The 19079-nt window shown below is 40.7% G+C and carries 16 protein-coding genes; 8 read left to right on the top strand and 8 right to left on the bottom strand.

Annotated features, from left to right (window positions below; genetic code table 11):
* Window positions 1-817 precede the first annotated feature (817 nt).
* Both NPUN_RS21255 and NPUN_RS21245 read left to right on the top strand, forming a co-directional pair.
* Window positions 818-2509: a fasciclin domain-containing protein gene (locus tag NPUN_RS21255; protein ID WP_012410552.1), complete on the top strand. Its 1692-nt coding sequence runs from the start codon at window positions 818-820 to the stop codon at window positions 2507-2509.
* A 1266-nt stretch (window positions 2510-3775) separates the two neighbouring features.
* Complete coding sequence (locus tag NPUN_RS21245; protein WP_012410551.1) at window positions 3776-5668, top strand: pentapeptide repeat-containing protein; 1893 nt, start codon at window positions 3776-3778, stop codon at window positions 5666-5668.
* A gap of 31 nt (window positions 5669-5699) precedes the next feature.
* Here NPUN_RS21245 and NPUN_RS21240 read toward each other — a convergent pair whose 3' ends face one another.
* Window positions 5700-6269, bottom strand: coding sequence for a Uma2 family endonuclease (locus tag NPUN_RS21240; protein WP_012410550.1), 570 nt, complete (start codon window positions 6267-6269; stop codon window positions 5700-5702).
* Between the two features lie 103 nt (window positions 6270-6372).
* Here NPUN_RS21240 and NPUN_RS21235 point away from each other — a divergent pair, with 103 nt between their 5' ends.
* The 6 genes from NPUN_RS21235 (at window position 6373) to NPUN_RS21210 (ending at window position 13455) form a co-directional block, all read left to right on the top strand.
* Window positions 6373-7920, top strand: a complete 1548-nt coding sequence (locus tag NPUN_RS21235) for an FAD-dependent monooxygenase family protein (RefSeq protein WP_012410549.1) — start codon at window positions 6373-6375, stop codon at window positions 7918-7920.
* Window positions 7921-7943: 23 nt separating this feature from the next.
* On the top strand, window positions 7944-8648 hold the full coding sequence (locus NPUN_RS21230; RefSeq protein WP_012410548.1) for a hypothetical protein: 705 nt from the start codon (window positions 7944-7946) through the stop codon (window positions 8646-8648).
* 42 nt (window positions 8649-8690) lie between these two features.
* Window positions 8691-9398 carry a hypothetical protein gene (locus tag NPUN_RS21225; RefSeq protein ID WP_012410547.1) on the top strand — a complete coding sequence of 236 codons (708 nt, stop codon included), beginning with the start codon at window positions 8691-8693 and terminating at the stop codon, window positions 9396-9398.
* 339 nt (window positions 9399-9737) lie between these two features.
* Window positions 9738-10964, top strand: a complete 1227-nt coding sequence (locus NPUN_RS21220; protein ID WP_041565547.1) for a pentapeptide repeat-containing protein — start codon at window positions 9738-9740, stop codon at window positions 10962-10964.
* A gap of 246 nt (window positions 10965-11210) precedes the next feature.
* Complete coding sequence (locus NPUN_RS21215) at window positions 11211-11582, top strand: C6orf136 family protein (protein ID WP_012410545.1); 372 nt, start codon at window positions 11211-11213, stop codon at window positions 11580-11582.
* Window positions 11583-12702: 1120 nt separating this feature from the next.
* Window positions 12703-13455 carry a hypothetical protein gene (locus tag NPUN_RS21210; RefSeq protein ID WP_041566341.1) on the top strand — a complete coding sequence of 251 codons (753 nt, stop codon included), beginning with the start codon at window positions 12703-12705 and terminating at the stop codon, window positions 13453-13455.
* A 226-nt stretch (window positions 13456-13681) separates the two neighbouring features.
* Here NPUN_RS21210 and NPUN_RS21205 read toward each other — a convergent pair whose 3' ends face one another.
* The 7 genes from NPUN_RS21205 to NPUN_RS21175 all read right to left on the bottom strand — a co-directional run bounded on the left by NPUN_RS21205 (window position 13682) and on the right by NPUN_RS21175 (window position 18861).
* Window positions 13682-14959: a RuBisCO small subunit-like domain-containing protein gene (locus NPUN_RS21205; protein ID WP_012410543.1), complete on the bottom strand. Its 1278-nt coding sequence runs from the start codon at window positions 14957-14959 to the stop codon at window positions 13682-13684.
* An 85-nt stretch (window positions 14960-15044) separates the two neighbouring features.
* A complete protein-coding gene (locus NPUN_RS21200; RefSeq protein ID WP_012410542.1) occupies window positions 15045-15425 on the bottom strand; it encodes a type II toxin-antitoxin system VapC family toxin in 381 nt (126 codons plus the stop codon).
* The gene (locus NPUN_RS21195) at window positions 15422-15649 is read right to left on the bottom strand and encodes a type II toxin-antitoxin system Phd/YefM family antitoxin (RefSeq protein ID WP_012410541.1); all 228 of its coding nucleotides are present in this window, start codon (window positions 15647-15649) and stop codon (window positions 15422-15424) included. The genes NPUN_RS21200 and NPUN_RS21195 overlap by 4 nt, the downstream gene beginning before the upstream one ends.
* Window positions 15650-15686: 37 nt before the next feature.
* Window positions 15687-16325 (bottom strand): GDSL-type esterase/lipase family protein, encoded by a 639-nt coding sequence (locus tag NPUN_RS21190; RefSeq protein WP_012410540.1) that lies wholly within the window; start codon window positions 16323-16325, stop codon window positions 15687-15689.
* A 143-nt stretch (window positions 16326-16468) separates the two neighbouring features.
* The gene (locus NPUN_RS21185; protein ID WP_012410539.1) at window positions 16469-16798 is read right to left on the bottom strand and encodes a ribulose bisphosphate carboxylase small subunit; all 330 of its coding nucleotides are present in this window, start codon (window positions 16796-16798) and stop codon (window positions 16469-16471) included.
* A gap of 47 nt (window positions 16799-16845) precedes the next feature.
* Window positions 16846-17253 carry a RuBisCO chaperone RbcX gene (gene rcbX / locus NPUN_RS21180; RefSeq protein WP_012410538.1) on the bottom strand — a complete coding sequence of 136 codons (408 nt, stop codon included), beginning with the start codon at window positions 17251-17253 and terminating at the stop codon, window positions 16846-16848.
* Window positions 17254-17430: 177 nt separating this feature from the next.
* Window positions 17431-18861, bottom strand: a complete 1431-nt coding sequence (locus tag NPUN_RS21175; protein WP_012410537.1) for a form I ribulose bisphosphate carboxylase large subunit — start codon at window positions 18859-18861, stop codon at window positions 17431-17433.
* Between the last annotated feature and the right edge of the window lie 218 nt (window positions 18862-19079).

Raw genomic sequence — 19079 nt, 5'->3', positions numbered from 1 at the left:
AAACAGGACTTACGCAAACAATACCCGAAACCTTTATTTTCAGGTAGGGGCAATTTATGAATTCCCCTTACGCGTGTAGGTTTGCGTGAACCTTATTAAAAATCCTAGTTTATCCTTGGATTGATTTTCATAAAATTGTTTTTTGCAAAAGAATAATTCCGAGGTAAAAATCTTGGCGCAATCATGCCCCAAATTTGGGATTGCGATCGCTAATCTCCAGTCTAGTATGAGAATTTCTTCTATCAAGGACAACTATCTAAAGGGTGAAAGTTTTTTATCGTAATCTAGCCATTAGTTAGTTGTATAATCTCGATTAAAGGCTAATAATACATCATATCGTCAACATACATTGCTACTTCTTAAACCTTATCAAAGATCCTGATGCATTGAGCTTGACGGTATTAACCCTCGTCGGTAATTATAAAGAAACGGCTATTAAAAGCCAATTTTCTTACTGCTTGACGGCGATTTTAGAACTGATAAAATCGTCTGTCTGGATTAAGGATGTTTATTCTTGCAACGTAGGATATTACCACAGAATCACTGATTATCGTTATTAGTGTTATCTGCAGTTCTTTAAAAATCAAATAGGAATATAATACTATTTGTGGTGAACATTTGGATAAATTTGATGAGATGTCAGAGCAGCTACTCATAATGTCCAACATTTTGATTTTCCAGAGTTAACGGTTGTATTTGGGGTTCCCATCCATATATCGATGTAAACCAAGCACTCATCTGGATATTTGTATTAACTTAACCTTGCACCCAGTATTTTCCAATAATCAATCCAAGAATTTCAAAAGAGGATATTTCTATGTTTAGTTTTTTTCGTTGGCCATCAGCAAGGGTTGCTTTACTAGTTCTGGGAATGACAGCTGCTACAATAACTCCCATCGTAATTTCTACCCCAGCTTCATCTCAAAATACCGTTCCATCTGAGACACCATCCCCTGCAACACCATCGCCAACTTCAACAGTAAACTTGTCTGATGTTTCTTCAGATTATTGGGCGCGTCCCTTCATTCAAGCCCTAGCTGACAATAATGTGATTGCTGGCTTTCCTGATGGCAGCTTCAGACCAAATCAAGCCGTGACTCGTGCTGAATTTGCTGCCCTGATTCAAAAAGCTTTCCCTAACCAAAACCGAGTTCGGCAATTAAGCGCAGGTGGATTTCGTGATGTTCCTGCTGGTTATTGGGCAATTTCTCCAATTCAATACGCCTACGAAACTGGATTTTTGGCAGGCTATCCTGGGAACGTGTTTTCGCCAAATCAACAAATACCCAAGGTACAGGCGATCGTTGCTTTAACGAGTGGTTTGGGCTTAACTGCTAGTAACACCGGAGCCAGTACTGACCTCAGCACCTACTACACCGACGCTTCAAGTATCCCGCAGTATGCCATTGCCAGTGTTACTACTGCAACACAATCTAATATTGTTGTTAATTACCCAGATGTAAAACAACTCAATCCCCAACAACCTCTAACTCGTGCTGAAGTTGCGGCACTCTTATATCAAGCTTTGGCTAAACAGGGACGAGTACAACCCATTGCTAGCAATCTTCCAGCTAGTCAGTATATTGTTGGTGGGACTCAAACTGGTAGCGATATTGTCACTCTTGCTTCATCCAGTAGTTCTCTTACAACTCTGACTTCTTTATTAAAGGCAGCCGGCTTAACAGATGTTCTTCAACAGCCAGGCCCTTATACAGTCTTCGCTCCCACCGATCAAGCATTTGCTGCTTTACCTGCTGCTACCTTACAGCAGTTACAGCAACCAGAAAATAGACAAGCATTGATTAAGATTTTGACATACCATGTGGTTCCTGGTGCAGTCACTTCTAGTCAACTCGCGGCTGGGGAACTGCAAACTGCTGAAGAAAAGCCTGTAAATATTCAAATCGATCGCGCTAGCAATCAAATCTCAGTGAATAATGCCAGAGTCATCCAGGCGGATGTTAAAGCTAGCAATGGTGTTATCCATGCAATTAACCAAGTCCTTGTCCCGCCTGATGTTAACATCAGTCAGTTAAATCAACCACCAACAGGAAATGCAGATGGAACAACACCTAGTGTTAGACCAGGTAGAACTACTCTTGGTGGACCTAGCTATATCGGGGTTGCTGGTAACATTGGTTTGAGCGGCAACGATACAGCTTTGAGCGATGGTAACTTTGCAGTAATCAGTAAAATTGGTCTGACACGTAATATATCAGTAAGACCATCGGTACTGTTTGGGGATGATACACTGTTTTTGGTTCCCTTGACTTTGGATTTTACCCCTCGTGCCTCTGCTGAGGTGGGCGACCGAACCTTCTTTATATCTCCTTATATAGGTGCTGGTGTAGCGATCGAAGCTAATCTCGATACTGATTTTGGATTACTTCTAACTGGTGGTGTAGACGTTCCTCTCGGTTCTAGATTTACGTTAAATGGCGCTGTAAATGCTGCTTTTATGGATCAAACTGATGTAGGATTACAATTAGGACTTGGCTACAACTTCTAAGTCAACATAATAATTAGATCCCCCTAAATCCCCCTTAAAAAGGGGGACTTTGACTCTGGTTCCCCCCTTTTTCAAGGGGGGTTAGGGGGGATCTGAAAGTGCCTAAAGTCACAGCGAAACACTTTTCAAACAACCTCTAAGACTTTGAAAACACGCGCTAGTCTTATAAATAAAAAAGAGTGGGAGGAAGCATATCAGTCAGCTTTCAAACTCCCACTCTGCCATTTGCTGCTGAAGTGAACAGGAATGTATACAGACGTTGCCCGTTATTTAGGGGCTAATGCGTATCTCAACAACAACGTCCATACATATTTAATATTCCTGTTGCAGCAAAGGCTAAACCTAATTATTGATATTTATCTGCCGATAAAAATACTCTGCAAATAATTTGGTAGAGATAGTTTCTTGGAAATCATTTAGTAAATCAATAGGGTTTTACAAAATTAATTTGCTTTTATGGTAGTCCCTGATAAAAACCCTTGAAGTCGTTTATCTTCGTACAATTTAACTTGGGTAATTAGAGTGTGGTTGCCATTTTGGCAGGTTTTTAAATTTTCTAATTGGGGTATTTTTTTGCTTTAGCAGAGTTAAAAGCTTGAGGCTTGAGGGGTTTTACCCCCTATTTATTAAGCAACAGTATTATGGAATTTGCTAATAGAGTTTAACTGTCATAATGATACAAATACCTTGGCAAGGGCATAGTCAAATTTAGTGGATGTTTGAAAAGTCTTCTTGTTGCTATCAAAAGTCTTAGATCCCTCTAAATCCCCCTTTTCAAGGGGGACTTTGATTCCGATTCCTATCTTTTTAAGTGAGGTTAGGGGGAATCTAAAAGTGTTTAAAGTCACAGCGAAATAGTTTTCAAACAGCCACTAAGGTTAAAAGGGCGGTTAGAAAATGTTATAAGGCTTCGTTAAGAAGGCTTTGAGGTTCATTAATGAGTCTTTGAACTCCGTCAACGAGTCTTTGAACTCCATTAACGAGGTTTTGATACTCGTCAACGAGCCTTTGAACTCCGTCAACGAGTCTTTTATACTCGTCAACGAGCCTTTGAACTCCGTTAACGAGGCTTTTATACTCGTGAATGAGTCTTTGAACTCCGTTAATGAGTCTTTTATACTCGTGAATGAGTTTTTGAACTCCGTTAATGAGTTTTTTATACTCGTGAATGAGTCTTTGAACTCCATTAATGGAAAATATGTAACCATTCCTGAATTTACAGGGGTGAGCGTGTAGTAAAATTTGCTCACCTCCGTAAAGTGCAACATGGCTTTAGACTTCTCCGGTCAAAATCTGCGAGGACGCAACTTCAAAGGTAGAAAAGACCTTGTGGGTGCCAACTTTAGCTATGCCGACATCCGAGGGGCAAACTTTACCAATGTCAACTTGAGAAAGGCAAACTTCAGTCATGCTAAAGCTGGACTGCAATCGCATTGGGCAATTAGTGCAGCAATAGTAACAGTCTTATTAGTTTCATCCGCACTATCAAAATCTGTAATTGTGGCTTTACTAATAGCTTCACTGGTAGTTATCAGCGTAGCTCTGGTTGCTTCTAGGTATAACTGGGCTGTTGCTCTGACTACAAATCTGGTTTTAACTATAGCTGGTTCTATAGCTTTGATTTTGGCTTTGATTATCTCAGCAGTTGTAGCTGGCCCTGTATCTATATTTAGTGTTGTTTTAGTCGGCGGTGTGCCAATTTTTTTAGCGTTTTTGGGGTTTATATACATAGCTGTATTTGGCTCTAGAGGCGCAATTATATCTACTGCTAGAGCCAGGGTTGAAGCTGGTATAGTTCCTTTTTCCATAGCAGTAGCTGACGAGTGTTTCAAGACTGCGATCATCAACACAGGTGGTACAAGTTTTCGCATGGCTGATTTAACAGATGCTAACTTTACTGCGGCGACGCTGAAAAATACTAATTTTGGATCTGCTAATGTAACTCATGCTTGCTGGTTACAAGCTCAAAAGCTTGATTTTGCTCGTGTTTATGCAACTTATCTTGAAAAACCCCAAGTACGCGAGCTAGTAATTACAGGACAAGGACAAAACAAAAATTTTGATGATCTATCACTGCGAGGTGTCAACCTACAAGCAGCTAACCTAGCAGATGCCAGCTTTATAGGCGCTGACCTCAGTGAAGCAAACTTGCAAGATGCCGATTTGTCAAGAGCAAAGCTCAAGCAAACGCAACTAGACGGCACAGATTTAACAGGTGCAACACTTACTGGAGCTTACATTGAAGATTGGGGCATTACAAATACAACTAAATTGCATGGGGTGAGATGCGAGTATATCTTCATGCGCTTACCCACCAAAGAAGATCCCGACCCTCTTCGCAAACCGGATCATAAAAAAGAGTTTTTCAAAGACGGGGATTTTGCCGATTTTATCAAACCAATTTTTGACACCCTCGACCTTTACCACAATCAAGGCGTTGACCCCCGCGCCATTGCCATAGCCTTCAAAAACCTTGCCGAAAACCATCCCGAAGCCGAGTTAGAAATCGTCGCGATGGAGAAACGCGGCGAAGATAAAATCTTACTCAGAGCCAAAACCGCCGCAGGTAGCGATAAATCTCAACTGAGTGCAGAATATTTTGATGATTATAATCAACTCAAAGCTTTATCCCAGAGTCAGCAATTATTGCTGGTAGAAAAAGATAAGCGCATTATTAGTTTAGAAAATATGGTAGATACTGCTCTCAAGCAGCCAAAATTTTATACACAAGGAGATACTAACGTGTCAGATATCAGTGGCATCAATATTCAAGGTAGCAGTAATGTTAACGGTATCGCTGGCGGTGGTTCTGTTGCTAATCTGGGAACCATTAGCGGTAATGTGAGTATTGCCCTAAATCAGTTACCTGATTCACCAGATGCCGAGAAACCAGGTATTAAAGAGTTGTTGACGCAGTTGCAAGAAGCAATTTCACAGTCAGCAGATTTGCCAGAAACAGAGAAAGCTGAGGCGCTAGAACAAGTGCAAGCTTTAGCAGAAGCGGGTAAAAATCCCCAAGAATCGACTAAGCAGAAGACGGCGAAGACAGCTATCACCATGTTGAAAGGGATATTTACAGGTTTACCAGCGATCGCATCACTGGTTGAAGCTGGTAATAAATTATTGCCTGCCATTTCTAAACTATTCGGTTTGGGATAATTTAACGTGAGGTCTTTTGAATAAAAACCCCCTAAGCCGTTAATACCTGCTGGGCTGTCAGTGCTAACTCAGGGAAAGTCGGAGAATATATTTGCTGGTTTCCTGTGAATACTGTTTGGTTATAACGTCCCTGATTCAACAAGCAGACTGTCACCTTTGCTTCCAGAGGATCAACAATCCAGTATTCAGGGATAGAAAAGGCTGCATACTCAAGTGGTTTCCTTTGATAATCTCGCTTCACAGACTCAGTGCTAACCACTTCTATTGTCAACAGTGGAGGTAACTCAAGCACCGCCCATTTACCCTGAATAGATTGTCGCTGTTCTTCAGTCATCACAATTAAATCAGGGAGACGGGATTTTTTGACGGAGGTACGAACGCCAGTACCGCTAGGGCGAACTTGCCAGTCTAACCCTAGTCGTTGGATTTCCAAATAGAAGCGGATCAACAAGAAAGTAATGATAGCTTCATGCAAATCTGAGGCTGGAGGCATTTCTAGGAGTACCCCATCCTCAAGTTCATAGCGCTTATCAGTGCCATCATCGTAGGTGAGATATTCCTTAAAAGTATACAGACGTTCTACAGGTTTTGTAGTGGACATACTTATGTCTCCAGTTCCTCAAGGGACGGGTGGGAGTGTCACGATCATATCTACTTTCTTCATTCTCAGGTAGTTTTGGAATGTAGAGTTGAATTTTTCCAAAATGTCTTTAACTGAAGAAATTCTTTCCCAATTACCAGGTGATGTTTTAGGAGGGTTGCGTCAAGGCGATCACATCCTCACATCTCTGCGCGAAAACTCCGCACCCGCACCACAGTTAGTTAAAGAAAATCAACAACCTTTAGGCGTTGTCGATTTCGATGTGCTGATCTGCGGTGGCACTTTAGGTATTTTAATTGGTTGCGCCTTAGCGGTGAAGGGACTGCGGGTAGCGTTAATGGAACGGGGTATTTTACGGGGGAGAGAACAAGAGTGGAATATCTCTCGGAAAGAATTAGATGTGTTTGTGGAATTAAACTTGCTGACTGAGGATGAATTAGAAACTGCGATCGCCACTAAATATAACCCAGCGCGAGTTAGTTTTGATGGCGGTACAGAAGTTTGGGTAGAAGATGTTTTGAATATTGGTATAGATCCAGTTTATCTCCTGGCTACATTGAAAACCCGATTTCTCGCCGTGGGTGGAAAGTTGTTAGAAAATACACCCTTTACTGAAGCAGTGGTTCATCCAGATGGGGTGATGGTAAATAACCAATTCAAAACTCGTTTATTAATCGACGCAATGGGACATCTTTCACCAATCAGCCAACAAGCACGCCAAGGCAAAAAACCAGACGCGCTGTGCTTAGTTGTCGGAAGTTGTGCCCAAGGTTTTGCGGAAAATAGCTCAGGCGACTTGTTGTTATCATTTACACCTTTGCAAAATCAATGTCAGTACTTCTGGGAAGCTTTCCCAGCCAGGGATGGTAGAACCACTTATTTGTTTACCTACATGGATGCACATCCCCAACGTTTGAGTTTAGAAGGTCTATTTGAAGAATATCTGCGTCTCTTACCAGAATATCAGGGAATGGAATTGAGCAAGCTGAAATTTCAACGAGCGCTATTTGGCTTCTTTCCCACCTATCGGCAAAGTCCTCTCAAAACCCCTTGGAATCGCATTTTACCAGCCGGAGACAGCAGTGGTAGTCAGTCTCCCTTGAGTTTTGGTGGTTTTGGGGCAATGGTGCGTCACCTGAAGCGTTTAACTTATGGCATTTACGAAGCGCTAGAAACAGAACAATTATCTGTAAAAGCTTTAGCACTGCTGCAACCCTATCAGCCAAGCCTGACTGTTACCTGGTTGTTTCAAAAAGCGATGAGTGTTGGTATAAATCAGAAAATTGCCCCAGATCAAATTAACCAACTCCTCTCGGCAGTATTTCAAGAAATGCAACAGTTGGGTACACCAGTGTTAAAACCATTTTTACAGGATATAGTGCAGTTTTCAGCACTAACCCAAACACTGTTAAAAACTGGTTTATCTCATCCGGGAATAGTTGCCAAAATCATTCCGCAAGTAGGTTTAGGAAGTTTATTAGATTGGACGTTACATTACGGTAATTTAGGTGTATATACTGCCTTGTTTTGGTCGAGTCCAATGTTAGAAACATGGATTAAGAATCAACCAAATGAACAACAATATTATTGGTATCGTTTGATTGATGCCTGGAAGTATGGTTCTGGCGGTGATTACTCAAATGAAACTTAGAATTTTAGCTGTGTGAGGATAACATGATTGAACGGAAATCATTAGGAATCAAATACTTTGCAGTCCTGATTGGATTCCTGCGCGATCGCCCAGGTTTTCTGGAGGAAATTCGCCAAGGTACGAGATTACCAACTAAAATCATTTCTCTGCTGGTTTGCAGTTCCTTATTTCTCGCTGCGTATGGTGGAATAATTGGTGCATACCATAGCTGGATGCAGGCTTTGTCTTCTGCCATTAAACTCCCAGCCCTTTATTTAATCACACTTTTGATTTGTATCCCGACGTTGTTTTTTGCTAACATCATTTTTGGTTCCAAGCGGACTTTTGCACAGCATTTAGCATTAGTATTAACTGCGGTTTCAGTCACAAGCGTACTTTTATTTAGCTTTGCACCAATCACCCTATTTTTCTTGATTACCACGAATAATTACCAATTTTTAATTCTGTTAAATGTATTCATCTTTGCATTAACTGGATTTATTGGTATTTCATCTTTATATCAGGCGACGAGTTTAGTTTTAGAACAAGATGATGAAGGTAGTAAGACACGCCAAAAGATTTTGCAATTTTGGCTATTTCTTTACGCTTTCGTAGGTAGTCAGTTAGGATGGACTCTCAGACCGTTTTTTGGTACACCGGGTTCTATCTTTGAACTATTCCGTGAAAGAGAAGGTAATTTCTATTTGAGCGTCATTAAATCTCTTAGCTATCTCTTTGGATTCCGTTAATTAGTCATTAGTAATTTCACAAAATATACAAACTATAAAATTATGCTGAAAAAGCAAAATCGAGGAATTCAACAATTTGGTGTCTTGGTTAATTTACTGCGCGATCGCCAGTCTTTTTTAGAAGAAATTCGTCAGGGAATAAGATTACAAAATAAAATCAGTTCTTTGTTTGTATCTAGTTCTATATTCTTTGCCCTTTATGGAGCAATTATTGGTGCATCTCACAGTTGGGCACAGGCATTATCTGGTGCGATTAAACTTCCAGTATTCTATTTAATCACACTGATTATTTGTTTTCCGACTTTGTTCTTTTTTAATGTTTTGTTTGGTTCTCGGAGCAGTGTTTTACAGCATTTCGTTGTATTACTCACATCTGTATCAGTGATTAGCGTACTTTTATTTAGCTTGGCACCAGTTACACTATTTTTTCTCATCACTACACCAGATTCATATCAATTTTTCAAACTATTGAATGTGCTAATTTTTGGTATTACAGGCATCTTTGGTGTGAAATTTTTATATGAAGGAATGCAATTACTCTCTCAACAAGATGAAGTCGGTAAAAAAACCCGCACCACTATTTTAAGATCCTGGTTATTACTTTATGCCTTTGTTGGTATGCAGTTAGGATGGTTTCTTAGACCATTTTTTGGTGCCCCTGATTCTAAATTTGAATTGTTTCGCGCAGTAAAAGGGAACTTTTATTTGGATATTGTTACGGCGATTTCCGAAATTTTAGGTTTGCGTTAACATATTGCGGAAATCCCCCTGTCTAAATTCACAGTGAAACACTTTTAAAACAACCTCTGAAGCCTCGATTGCACTAAGCTTCAACACCCACCGCAGTCGAGGTTTAATTGGGCCTATCCACAGCAATCCACTCATCATGTCAGCAAACAAGCCAAAAAAACCGCTGTTCAGAGGATGTTTACAAAATAAGTTATCAGATATTTTATAGATAATTTCTATGAAATAGATTTAAGTATATGCCAAGTAGTTCCGTGTTTGTACGCTATCAGATATTTACGGATGCTCTTAAAATCAACCTAAATTTATTTCCGTAAGGAGTCAAATATGAAGACTTATAACATGTCTTTCATAAAGACAAATGGGCTCACGATTTTGCTGGTATTTATCTCAGTTATATTTATTTTTTCTTTAACTCTAATCTTTTCCTTATTTGAAAATATTCAAGGGCTTTCAAACCAAGACAAAATAGAATATATCAATCAAGCATTAACAACTATTGCGATAATTATTGGAGGGCTAGCATTAATAATTAATGCTTACTATACATCCAGACTCTCTCTGGATGAAAATCAGAGCCTGTTAATGCAGATCCTTGCTGGGACACTAGCTTGGGATAACGACATAGTAACTGGTATCAATTACAAGCAACCAACTCCCCAAGAAATTGTTCCCGAACGCTTTTCTAAAGCAATTGAACAACTAGGAAATGAAAAAATTGAAACGCGATTTGCCGCAATTTATGCTTTAGAACGAATTGCTAAAGATTCTCCCAAAGACCATTGGACAATTATGGAAATTCTTGCTGCTTTTATTCGCGAGAATGCTCCGGTAAATCAAAAATATGAGGATGAATTACAGGTATCGTCAAAACTTCCTACAGATATTCAAACAGCGATAACTGTTATTGGACGACGCGATTCACATAAAGATCCAGTAAATCAAAAACTAGATTTACGCAATACAGACCTCAGTAATGCAGACTTAACGGAAGCCAACCTCTCTAAGGCAATTTTCGTAGGAGCTAACTTACAATGGGTAAATTTTACACAAGCAAATCTCTCAGAGGCAGACCTATCAATAACCAATCTTTGTGGGTCAGTCTTCTATGAAGCCAACCTCTCGAAGGCAACCCTTCCAGAAGCCAATTTGCAAGGCGTAATTCTCAGAAAAGCAAACCTCTCGAAGGCAATCTTTTATGATGCCAACTTGGAAGGGGCAATTCTTTGTGATGCTAATTTAGTAGGAGCGATTCTTTGTGATGCCAACTTGGAAGGAGCAATTCTTTGTGATGCTAACCTCTTTGAAGCCAACTTTGAGGGTAGCAACCTCCAAGATGCAAACCTGATTGGCAGTAACCTGCAAAACGCAAAACTTGCTGGGGCCAACTTAGAAGGCGTGTTACTCAGTACAGCTAATCTGCAAGATGCCAACCTCCAAGAAACTAATCTCTTTAGGGCAAACTTGAGCGGATGTGAGAACCTAGAATTACAGCAGATTGAACAGGCATTTGGCGATCGCACAACAATCCTACCGGAAAATCTGAACATACCCCAACATTGGCGTTAATAAAAAGCCCCGGCGAATTGAATAGAGCCTCCGGCACGCTGACGCGAACGTAGTTCGAGAAACAAAGTCCGCCTCAGCTAACTAGAGAAAATTAAGGCTTTTTAACCCGCGCAGGCGGGTTTTATTTGTATAGACCCGATTCCCAACCGCTATTTTAACTGTGTTGAATTTAGTACCCAAAACTAAAAAGTTGCCAAAAACCTGATATCCTCTATCAGCGAGGACATCGAATATAAAGCGACTATCATGGATATCATTGAAATTCTCAAAAAAGACTATCAAAGATTCCCAATCAATCAAACTTACAGCATTTACGCTCCAGACGTTTATTTTCAAGACCCACTGAATAAATTTCGTGGTGTTAAACGTTATCAAAAAATGATTAATTTTATCCAAACTTGGTTTTTAGATCCCAAGATGGACTTACATAATATTCAACGTTTAGGAGACACAATCAAAACTGAGTGGACACTCAGTTGGAATACTCCTCTCCCCTGGAAGCCACGGATTTCTATTCCAGGTTGGAGTGAATTAGGTCTTAACTCTGATGGTTTGATTGTCTCCCATGTTGATTATTGGAATTGTTCACCCTTAGACGTGGTAAAGCAGCATTTCTAGCACTTTTGGGTTGAGTCCAATAAAAATACCTAACCTCTAGCCCAAAATACCCTACCTGCGCTGTCGCGCACTCTCTCCTTGCCAACTTAAGTGTACACACAATTTTTGTAGAGTTGTCCCCCAGCGTTTAGAAGCCTAGGGTGTATATACAAGTCCTAAAAACCTAGCTTGATGAAGTTTTGCTGTTTTGCTCGTTCCCATACGGAGTAGGGGAATGCATTCATATAGGTTGCTGACTCAACGTATCACTGGAGGCAGAGCCTCTAATCAGCTATTTCCGCGCTCTGCATCGAGAAAATAAGAGGAAATAGAGCCATTATGATTAATATTGCGATATTCATCACTAACAAGCAATTGCCCAAAAAACCAGATTCAATATCTGAATTAAGAGAAATTACCCAGATTAATGTATTAGTTTTATTAAAAATAAAATTATTCACGAATTTTACTGAACCAGAAAACAGCTTGACTAAGCCAAACTAAGTTTAGAACCCTATTTAAGGAATATATCTATGTCTCCTCCGAAAACAGACATCACATATTCTATAAAAACCTGACTTGAGATCGGCTGGACTCGAAGCAATGGATTCAAATATGAATCCAAGCTTCTAATAAAAGAGATAAAAAAGGAACAAATATTATTTGTTCTCTAAAAACATTTGTCGCAATTTATTAAATAGAATTCAAAGCGAAGAATCAGAATTAATTCTCAATTCTGACTTAAAAATTGAATATCACAGTAGTAGCAAGTCTGCAATTTTCTTAATCAATTAAGTCTTTGTACCCTCACCAAATCATAGATGTGGTGGTGACACAAAGCGCAAGTCTAGTCTAGCTTTGGGAACAAGGTACCCACACAGCATTTCTTAGAGAGGATCTTGATTCTGAATTGATAATCAATCTATTCAATGATGCTCTTTAGATAAGAAAGATTTATATACAGTTAATACCATGCAATATCATGCATATTCTTGTATGCATTTTGTGGTTTAGCATCATTTCTCGTGATGCTGAAAATGATGCTATCTGCGAATTTCAACAATTTTACTTGTCTAAACTCTCATTAGAGTTTATAGTGATACGGTGTTTTTCCCTTACAATTTCTTGGCAGATTTTTATCATGGTTTATTCTAAAAAATTTCAGAAGTCTTTGGCCAGTTTCTCTTTATCTGTCGTATTAGTAGCTGATTTGGTAATCGCACAAAAAGTCCCTCCAGCTTCTGCCGAAATAGTAAATTCATCTATTGGGAATGCTGTGACATTTAGTTGCAATGACAGTGAAGCGAAAATCAAAGCCCAAAATGGCCCCAGAGTAGTTAGTGGAAGTTCAGCCTTTTACATTGGTTATCAGCAAGTCTCATCTAATAACAAAAACCCTATAACTATCCGTTTTAATAATGGTATGAGAATATGGTGTAGGACTGATTACGAAACAACAAATGATGACGGTACAGGCTACGGTTTATATTGGAGTGGGGGGAATTTTTTATACGGAGTTTACTCTTCCACTGGCAGTCAGCCTGGTAATGATTTTCGGCGCTTTGCAACTGGGCGCTGGTTGTCTAGCTATGGTAGTGGAGGCGGGCCAAAAGTCGCAGTTATAGCCCGGATTAATCCAGCCAATGGCGAGGTTTATTATGCTACATTTTTATCTGCTAAAAAGGCGGATAATGGAAATACAAACTCTTTAGTTGTCAGAAGCCTATCATGGGATGGCACAAATTTAACTGTGCAAGCAAAGTCATGGTGGACTCCCCGCCGCACTAATACCAACTCCATGACTTGCTCTGGTCCATCACCTTATATATACACAGCAGTATTCACTGGCGATTTAACAAGGGTTAACTCGGCTTCAGCTGCTACCTGCAGTTAAGGTATAAGGATTCAGCTATCAAATTTAGGACTTACGCAAAACGACAGGCGGTAGGGGCAATTAATGTAGACGCTTTACGTCTACTCTACGAGTTAATACCCATACGGTATTGTCCCTACATCAAGCTTTGGACTATTTTTTGCGTAAGTCCCGAAATTGAGGAAGTATCTTTTTCCAGTTGCTTGAGAATTGACAAAAGCGATCGCTCTTTCTCAATTATCTGTTCCTAATTTTTCCCATCTGGACGTTGAATAATCGTTTCCACCACCCGCCGCTTGGCTTTCGGATCGATACCTACCAAGCGCACATATTCACCGCTATATTCTGCCAAAGTTGCTTCCAAGTTTGAGATTGCATCAGACTCTGCATCAATATGGCTATGAACACAAGTTTGCCATGAACCTGTGCGGAAGCGACGCTCATCTACGTGTTCAATACTGATTTTGTAACCTTGAGACAATAATTGCCTAATTTGAGCTTGTGTATCCAAGGTCAAATGTGAACTCAATCCTTCCTGTTTCTGGAATCCATTTCCATTAGTTTTTGCTTCTTGAGTTGCACCATTACTTGAAGGCTGATTAATTGGTGTCGCAGCAGGTGATGCAGATTGGGAATTTCTACCTCGATTGAGTCGGTTGTAATCATCAACCAAATGGGAATTTTCCACCCGTTTTTGTTCACCAACGAGGAAGTTACCAGACTCGATTAAGTGAGACAGCCTGAAATCTGGCTTTTTAAATTCTGGTGGCCCTTCTGTGCTGTTAACCACACTCAAGGATACCCGCTCAAAACCTACTTGATGGATGTAGTTGCGGATTTGTTCGTCATAAATGCGCGATCGCAAAGCGCTAAAAAAGTCAATGGACTGATTGACAAAAGTATCAACTAGCTGTTCAACTTCCTTTTGTGACAATCCATCTGGTTCAAAAATCCCTTTGACAATCCCCACCTTGTCATCTCTGTCGGGTTCCCAATAAAATTTCTCCATCCGTCCATCCCGAATTAATGGTGCATAGAGAGTAGAGAAATCATTACCTGTAACAATAATCGGTACACGATGTAAAGGTGTGGAATCGTAGCTTCCAGGCAACTGCACATCTGTGGGATTATCAGCAATATTCATTAGTGTGGCATTCACCAACTGCGTATTTACAGTATATTGAGTGCCTTCATCAAAGCGTCCAGCCCCCGCATCTAAATCGTTAATCATCAGTACACACATTTTGCCGCGTACTTTGATCAGTTCTGCTGTTTCCCGATAGCGCAGCCGAATCAACCGCGCTGGATCTCCTGCATCTGGACTTTCCAATTCACCACCAGAGACATGAGTCACTTCGATACCCATTTTTTCGAAGACTAATTGACATTGAAATGTTTTGCCTTCTCCTTTGCGTCCGTGAATACCTAAAATCACGGGAACTCGCACACCAGGAAGCTTTAGAAAGTTTTTGGTGATGTGGACAGCAAGTTTGTCCAGAAAGCGGGGAGCGATATAGTAACCCATAAAATTCTCTACCTAGCACTGCAATAATGTTAAATTTTTTTGGTGATGACTGTTTATTTATCTTTTGGTAGAAAAGCAACGCTATCTACCATATACGTCTTATTGGATATAAATCAAAAATTTTATCAGCACTCAGGATAGGTATATTTTCTACGAGTGCTTGTGCAATTAAAATTCGGTCAAATGGGTCACGATGATGTAAGGGTAGTGCCGCAACAACAGTAATATGATTTATAGTGATTGGCAGTAATTCAATACCATTCCTAATTATTTGCTGTTCGATAAACTCGTCAAAAGCCAAATCAAAGTTGAGTTTACCAATGCTGTGCTTGATTGCCATTTCCCAAACACTAGCAAGACTCACTAGATTTTCATTATTTTCAATTTGCGATCGTATACTAACGCTGATTCTTGGATCACCCATCACAAACCAAATAAAAATATGAGTGTCCAGTAGCTGCCTCATTCCATATATTCCTTAAAATCTTCTAGTGGTTCATCAAAGTCATCAGATATTGTTATAAGTCCTTTGGCACTACCATACTTAGGACGGTGTTTAAGTGGCGGCACAGGAGTTAACTTGACCAAAGGTTGATTATCTTTGATAATAATAATTTCCTCACCACTGAGTGCTGCTTCAATTAAGTCGGGTAAATTTTGAGATGCTTCAGCTAGAGTAATTTGCTGCATAATTACCACCTTTGGATATAAAAATCAGGTGCTACCACTATCCTAACTTTGAATGCTCGATTAAGTTCAGAGGAAACCAATTTAACCAAGCGTCCCAATTTTCCACGATTTGGGCAAATTCTGCATAACCGCCTGCTCTTGGATGAACACCATCATTATCTCTTGCTTGATTAATCCAGATATTTGATTTTTCTAATATCGGAAAAACGTCTAAATAAGGTACATTTAATTCTTTACAGATTGAAGCATATTGCTTAGATAAATTAGTAATTCTCTGCTTTCTACCAGGATCTTCTCGTTCTTCGTATGGTGCTAGCCCAATCATCAAAACAGGATACATCGATTTGGCTTTAATTAAAATTTCACGGGCATTTCTGATAGAATCTACCAAATCTACGCGAGTTTTCCCATTTTCTACTGTTGTGTCATTCAATCCAAAAGAAAACACAACTCTGCCATCATATTCTTTGGGCAAACGAAGTGATACTTCCTGTAACCAACGCTTTGCTATATCACTACTCGTATCACGCCTAATTCCTAAATTATAGTAAGTAATGTCATAACCTTTTTTATTAGCATTTGCACATACTCTCCCTGTCCAACCAAGACATTCTGAGTCGCCAGTGCCATTAACGAAGGAGTCACCAACAAAACAAATTCTTACTTCTGGCAGCATTATTACTCTCTTAAAAAACGTAGAGGCACATAGAGAATAACTCCGCGCCCCTCTGCATTTCAAAAAAAATCTAATAAATAGGAGAGGCAGATAATTCTACCTCTCCTATGGGGATAAACTAATTACTTAGAGCAACGCTTGCTTTAGTATCTGTTGGGTTTGTGAACAAGAAAGCTGAGAACTTGGCACTGCTTGATGTTATCAAAACCTACAACACGAATGTAGCTACCGTTAAATTGAGAACGGCATCCTTGAACTTCGCTCAATACTTCTTGAGTGGATTTAGCACCGAACAAAGGCAACTTCCACATTGTCCAATATAATTCTGTTGGCTCAGAAGTTTCGTTGAACTCGATCGCTGGAATGTAACCTTGATTCAAAATGTACTGAATCTGCTTGGCAATTTGAGCGTCAGACAGGGGTGGCAGATAAGAAAGGGTTTCGTAACGACGCTCTTTTGGTAAAGTTTGCATAGCTTTTTGATAATGGGTTGCGATTTTTGACTACTAGGTTGAGCGAACTAATTGGATAAGTTATCCAAATTCTGATCTGAAGTTGTTTGCTGTTCTGGTTGCAGACTGGGGTTAGATGTGTCTATTCGTGTGATGCGTTCTAAATGCTGGCGACGTTGCTCCATGTTGGCTTGCTGAATGCCAGTGCGAACCATTTCTGGTAAAAATTCTGCAATTTCTTCCGCAATGTGTTCTCTGACAGTCATGATTCGCAAAGCCAAATCTGGTTTTTCTCTCAGCAGTTGCTCAATGTATGACTCACCATTTTGAATTTTGCCAGACGAAAAGTTATGCAACCAAAGTTCTAATGGAGGATTCGTTTCGCCTAGCTGTGCCAATACTGTCCTTAGAGCCTGATAAGTCAGATAGCTTTGGAGAGTTTTGGCTGTGTCCTTCGCAATTTGCTTAAGATTCATGCTTGACCCCAGCCCTAAAGAGTTATGAGTTATGAGTTATGAGTTATGAATTAATGCAAATCCTAACTCTTGTACAGACGCGACTAATGAGCTAGCGCGTTGCGGGGGTTCCCCCTGTTGTAGCGACTAGCGTCGCGTCTCTACTTCTAACTCTTAACTCTTAACTGTTAACTCAGATCAGACGGTATCCATTGCTTCAAACTCGAACTTGATTTCTTTCCACAGTTCGCAAGCAACAGCTAGTTCAGGAGACCACTTGGCAGCTTCGCGGATAATATCGTTACCTTCACGAGCCAAGTTACGGCCTTCGTTACGAGCTTGAACAACAGCTTCCAAGGCGACGCGGTTAGCTGTAGCACCAGGAGCATTACCCCAAGGGTGTCCCAGAGTACCACCACCGAATTGTAGTACGGAGTCATCACCAAAGATTTCTACTAGCGCGGGCATGTGCCATACGTGGATACCACCAGAAGCAACTGCCATTACACCAGGTAGAGAAGCCCAGTCTTGGGTAAAGTAAATACCACGAGACTTGTCTTGCTCAATGTAGTTTTCACGCAACAGGTCAACGAAGCCCATTGTGATGCCGCGCTCACCTTCCAACTTACCAACTACGGTGCCGGTGTGGATGTGGTCACCACCAGACAAACGTAGGGCTTTAGCCAATACACGGAAGTGGATACCGTGGTTCTTTTGACGGTCAATTACAGCGTGCATTGCACGGTGAATGTGCAGCAAGATACCGTTATCACGGCACCAACGAGCCAATGTGGTGTTGGCGGTGAAACCTGCGGTCAGGTAGTCATGCATGATGATGGGCTGTTTGAGTTCTTTAGCGTACTCAGCCCGTTGCAACATTTGTTCGCAAGTAGGAGCGGTGACGTTGAGGTAGTGACCTTTGATTTCACCTGTTTCTGCTTGAGCCTTGTTGATAGCTTCAGCTACGAACAAGAAGCGATCGCGCCATCTTTGGAATGGTGCGGAGTTGATGTTTTCGTCGTCTTTGGTGAAGTCCAAACCACCGCGTAAGCACTCGTATACAGCGCGTCCGTAGTTCTTAGCGGAAAGACCCAATTTGGGCTTAATGGTACAACCCAGCAAAGGACGACCGTATTTGTTTAACTTGTCGCGCTCAACTTGGATACCGTGTGGAGGCCCTTGGAAGGTCTTGATATAAGCTACTGGGAAACGGATATCTTCTAGACGAAGTGCCCGCAGAGCTTTGAAACCAAATACGTTACCTACAATTGAGGTTAATACGTTGGTTACAGAACCTTCTTCAAACAAGTCCAAAGGATAAGCAACGTAGCAGATGTACTGGTTGTCTTCGCCGGGAACTGGTTCGATGTCATAACAACGACCTTTGTAGCGATCGAGGTCGGTGAGCAAGTCTGTCCACACAGTTGTCCAAGTACCTGTGGAAGACTCAGCCGCTACAGCCGCACCTGCTTCTTCGGGAGGAACACCAGGCTGGGGTGTCATGCGGAACGCAGCTAGAAGATCGGTATCTTTTGGTGTGTAATCGGGTGTGTAATAAGTTAGTCTGTAATCTTTAACCCCGGCTTGATACCCAGACTTGCTCTGAGTCTTCGTTTGAGCGTAAGACATATTTTATCCTTCCCTGAAATCACTCTTAATTAATTATCAAATCACGTTTTGTGCAACTTCCCCTCACCCGATTTTTCCCCCCTTCATCGGGGAGAAGATTGGGCAAAATTTTTGTTAGGGATTGTTTTTGCCAAAGGGTAGCAGTTTTTTTGCGGCGGACACTTTGGTAGCGGTGGTAGCCCTCCTCACCAGTGTTATCCCCTTCTAGGGGTACACGA

It is taken from the genome of Nostoc punctiforme PCC 73102, from assembly GCF_000020025.1.
In the GTDB taxonomy this organism is placed as follows: Bacteria; Cyanobacteriota; Cyanobacteriia; order Cyanobacteriales; family Nostocaceae; genus Nostoc; species Nostoc punctiforme.
The sequence above is the reverse complement of the archived record's forward strand: the minus strand, read 5'-3'. Positions and strand labels throughout refer to the sequence as shown.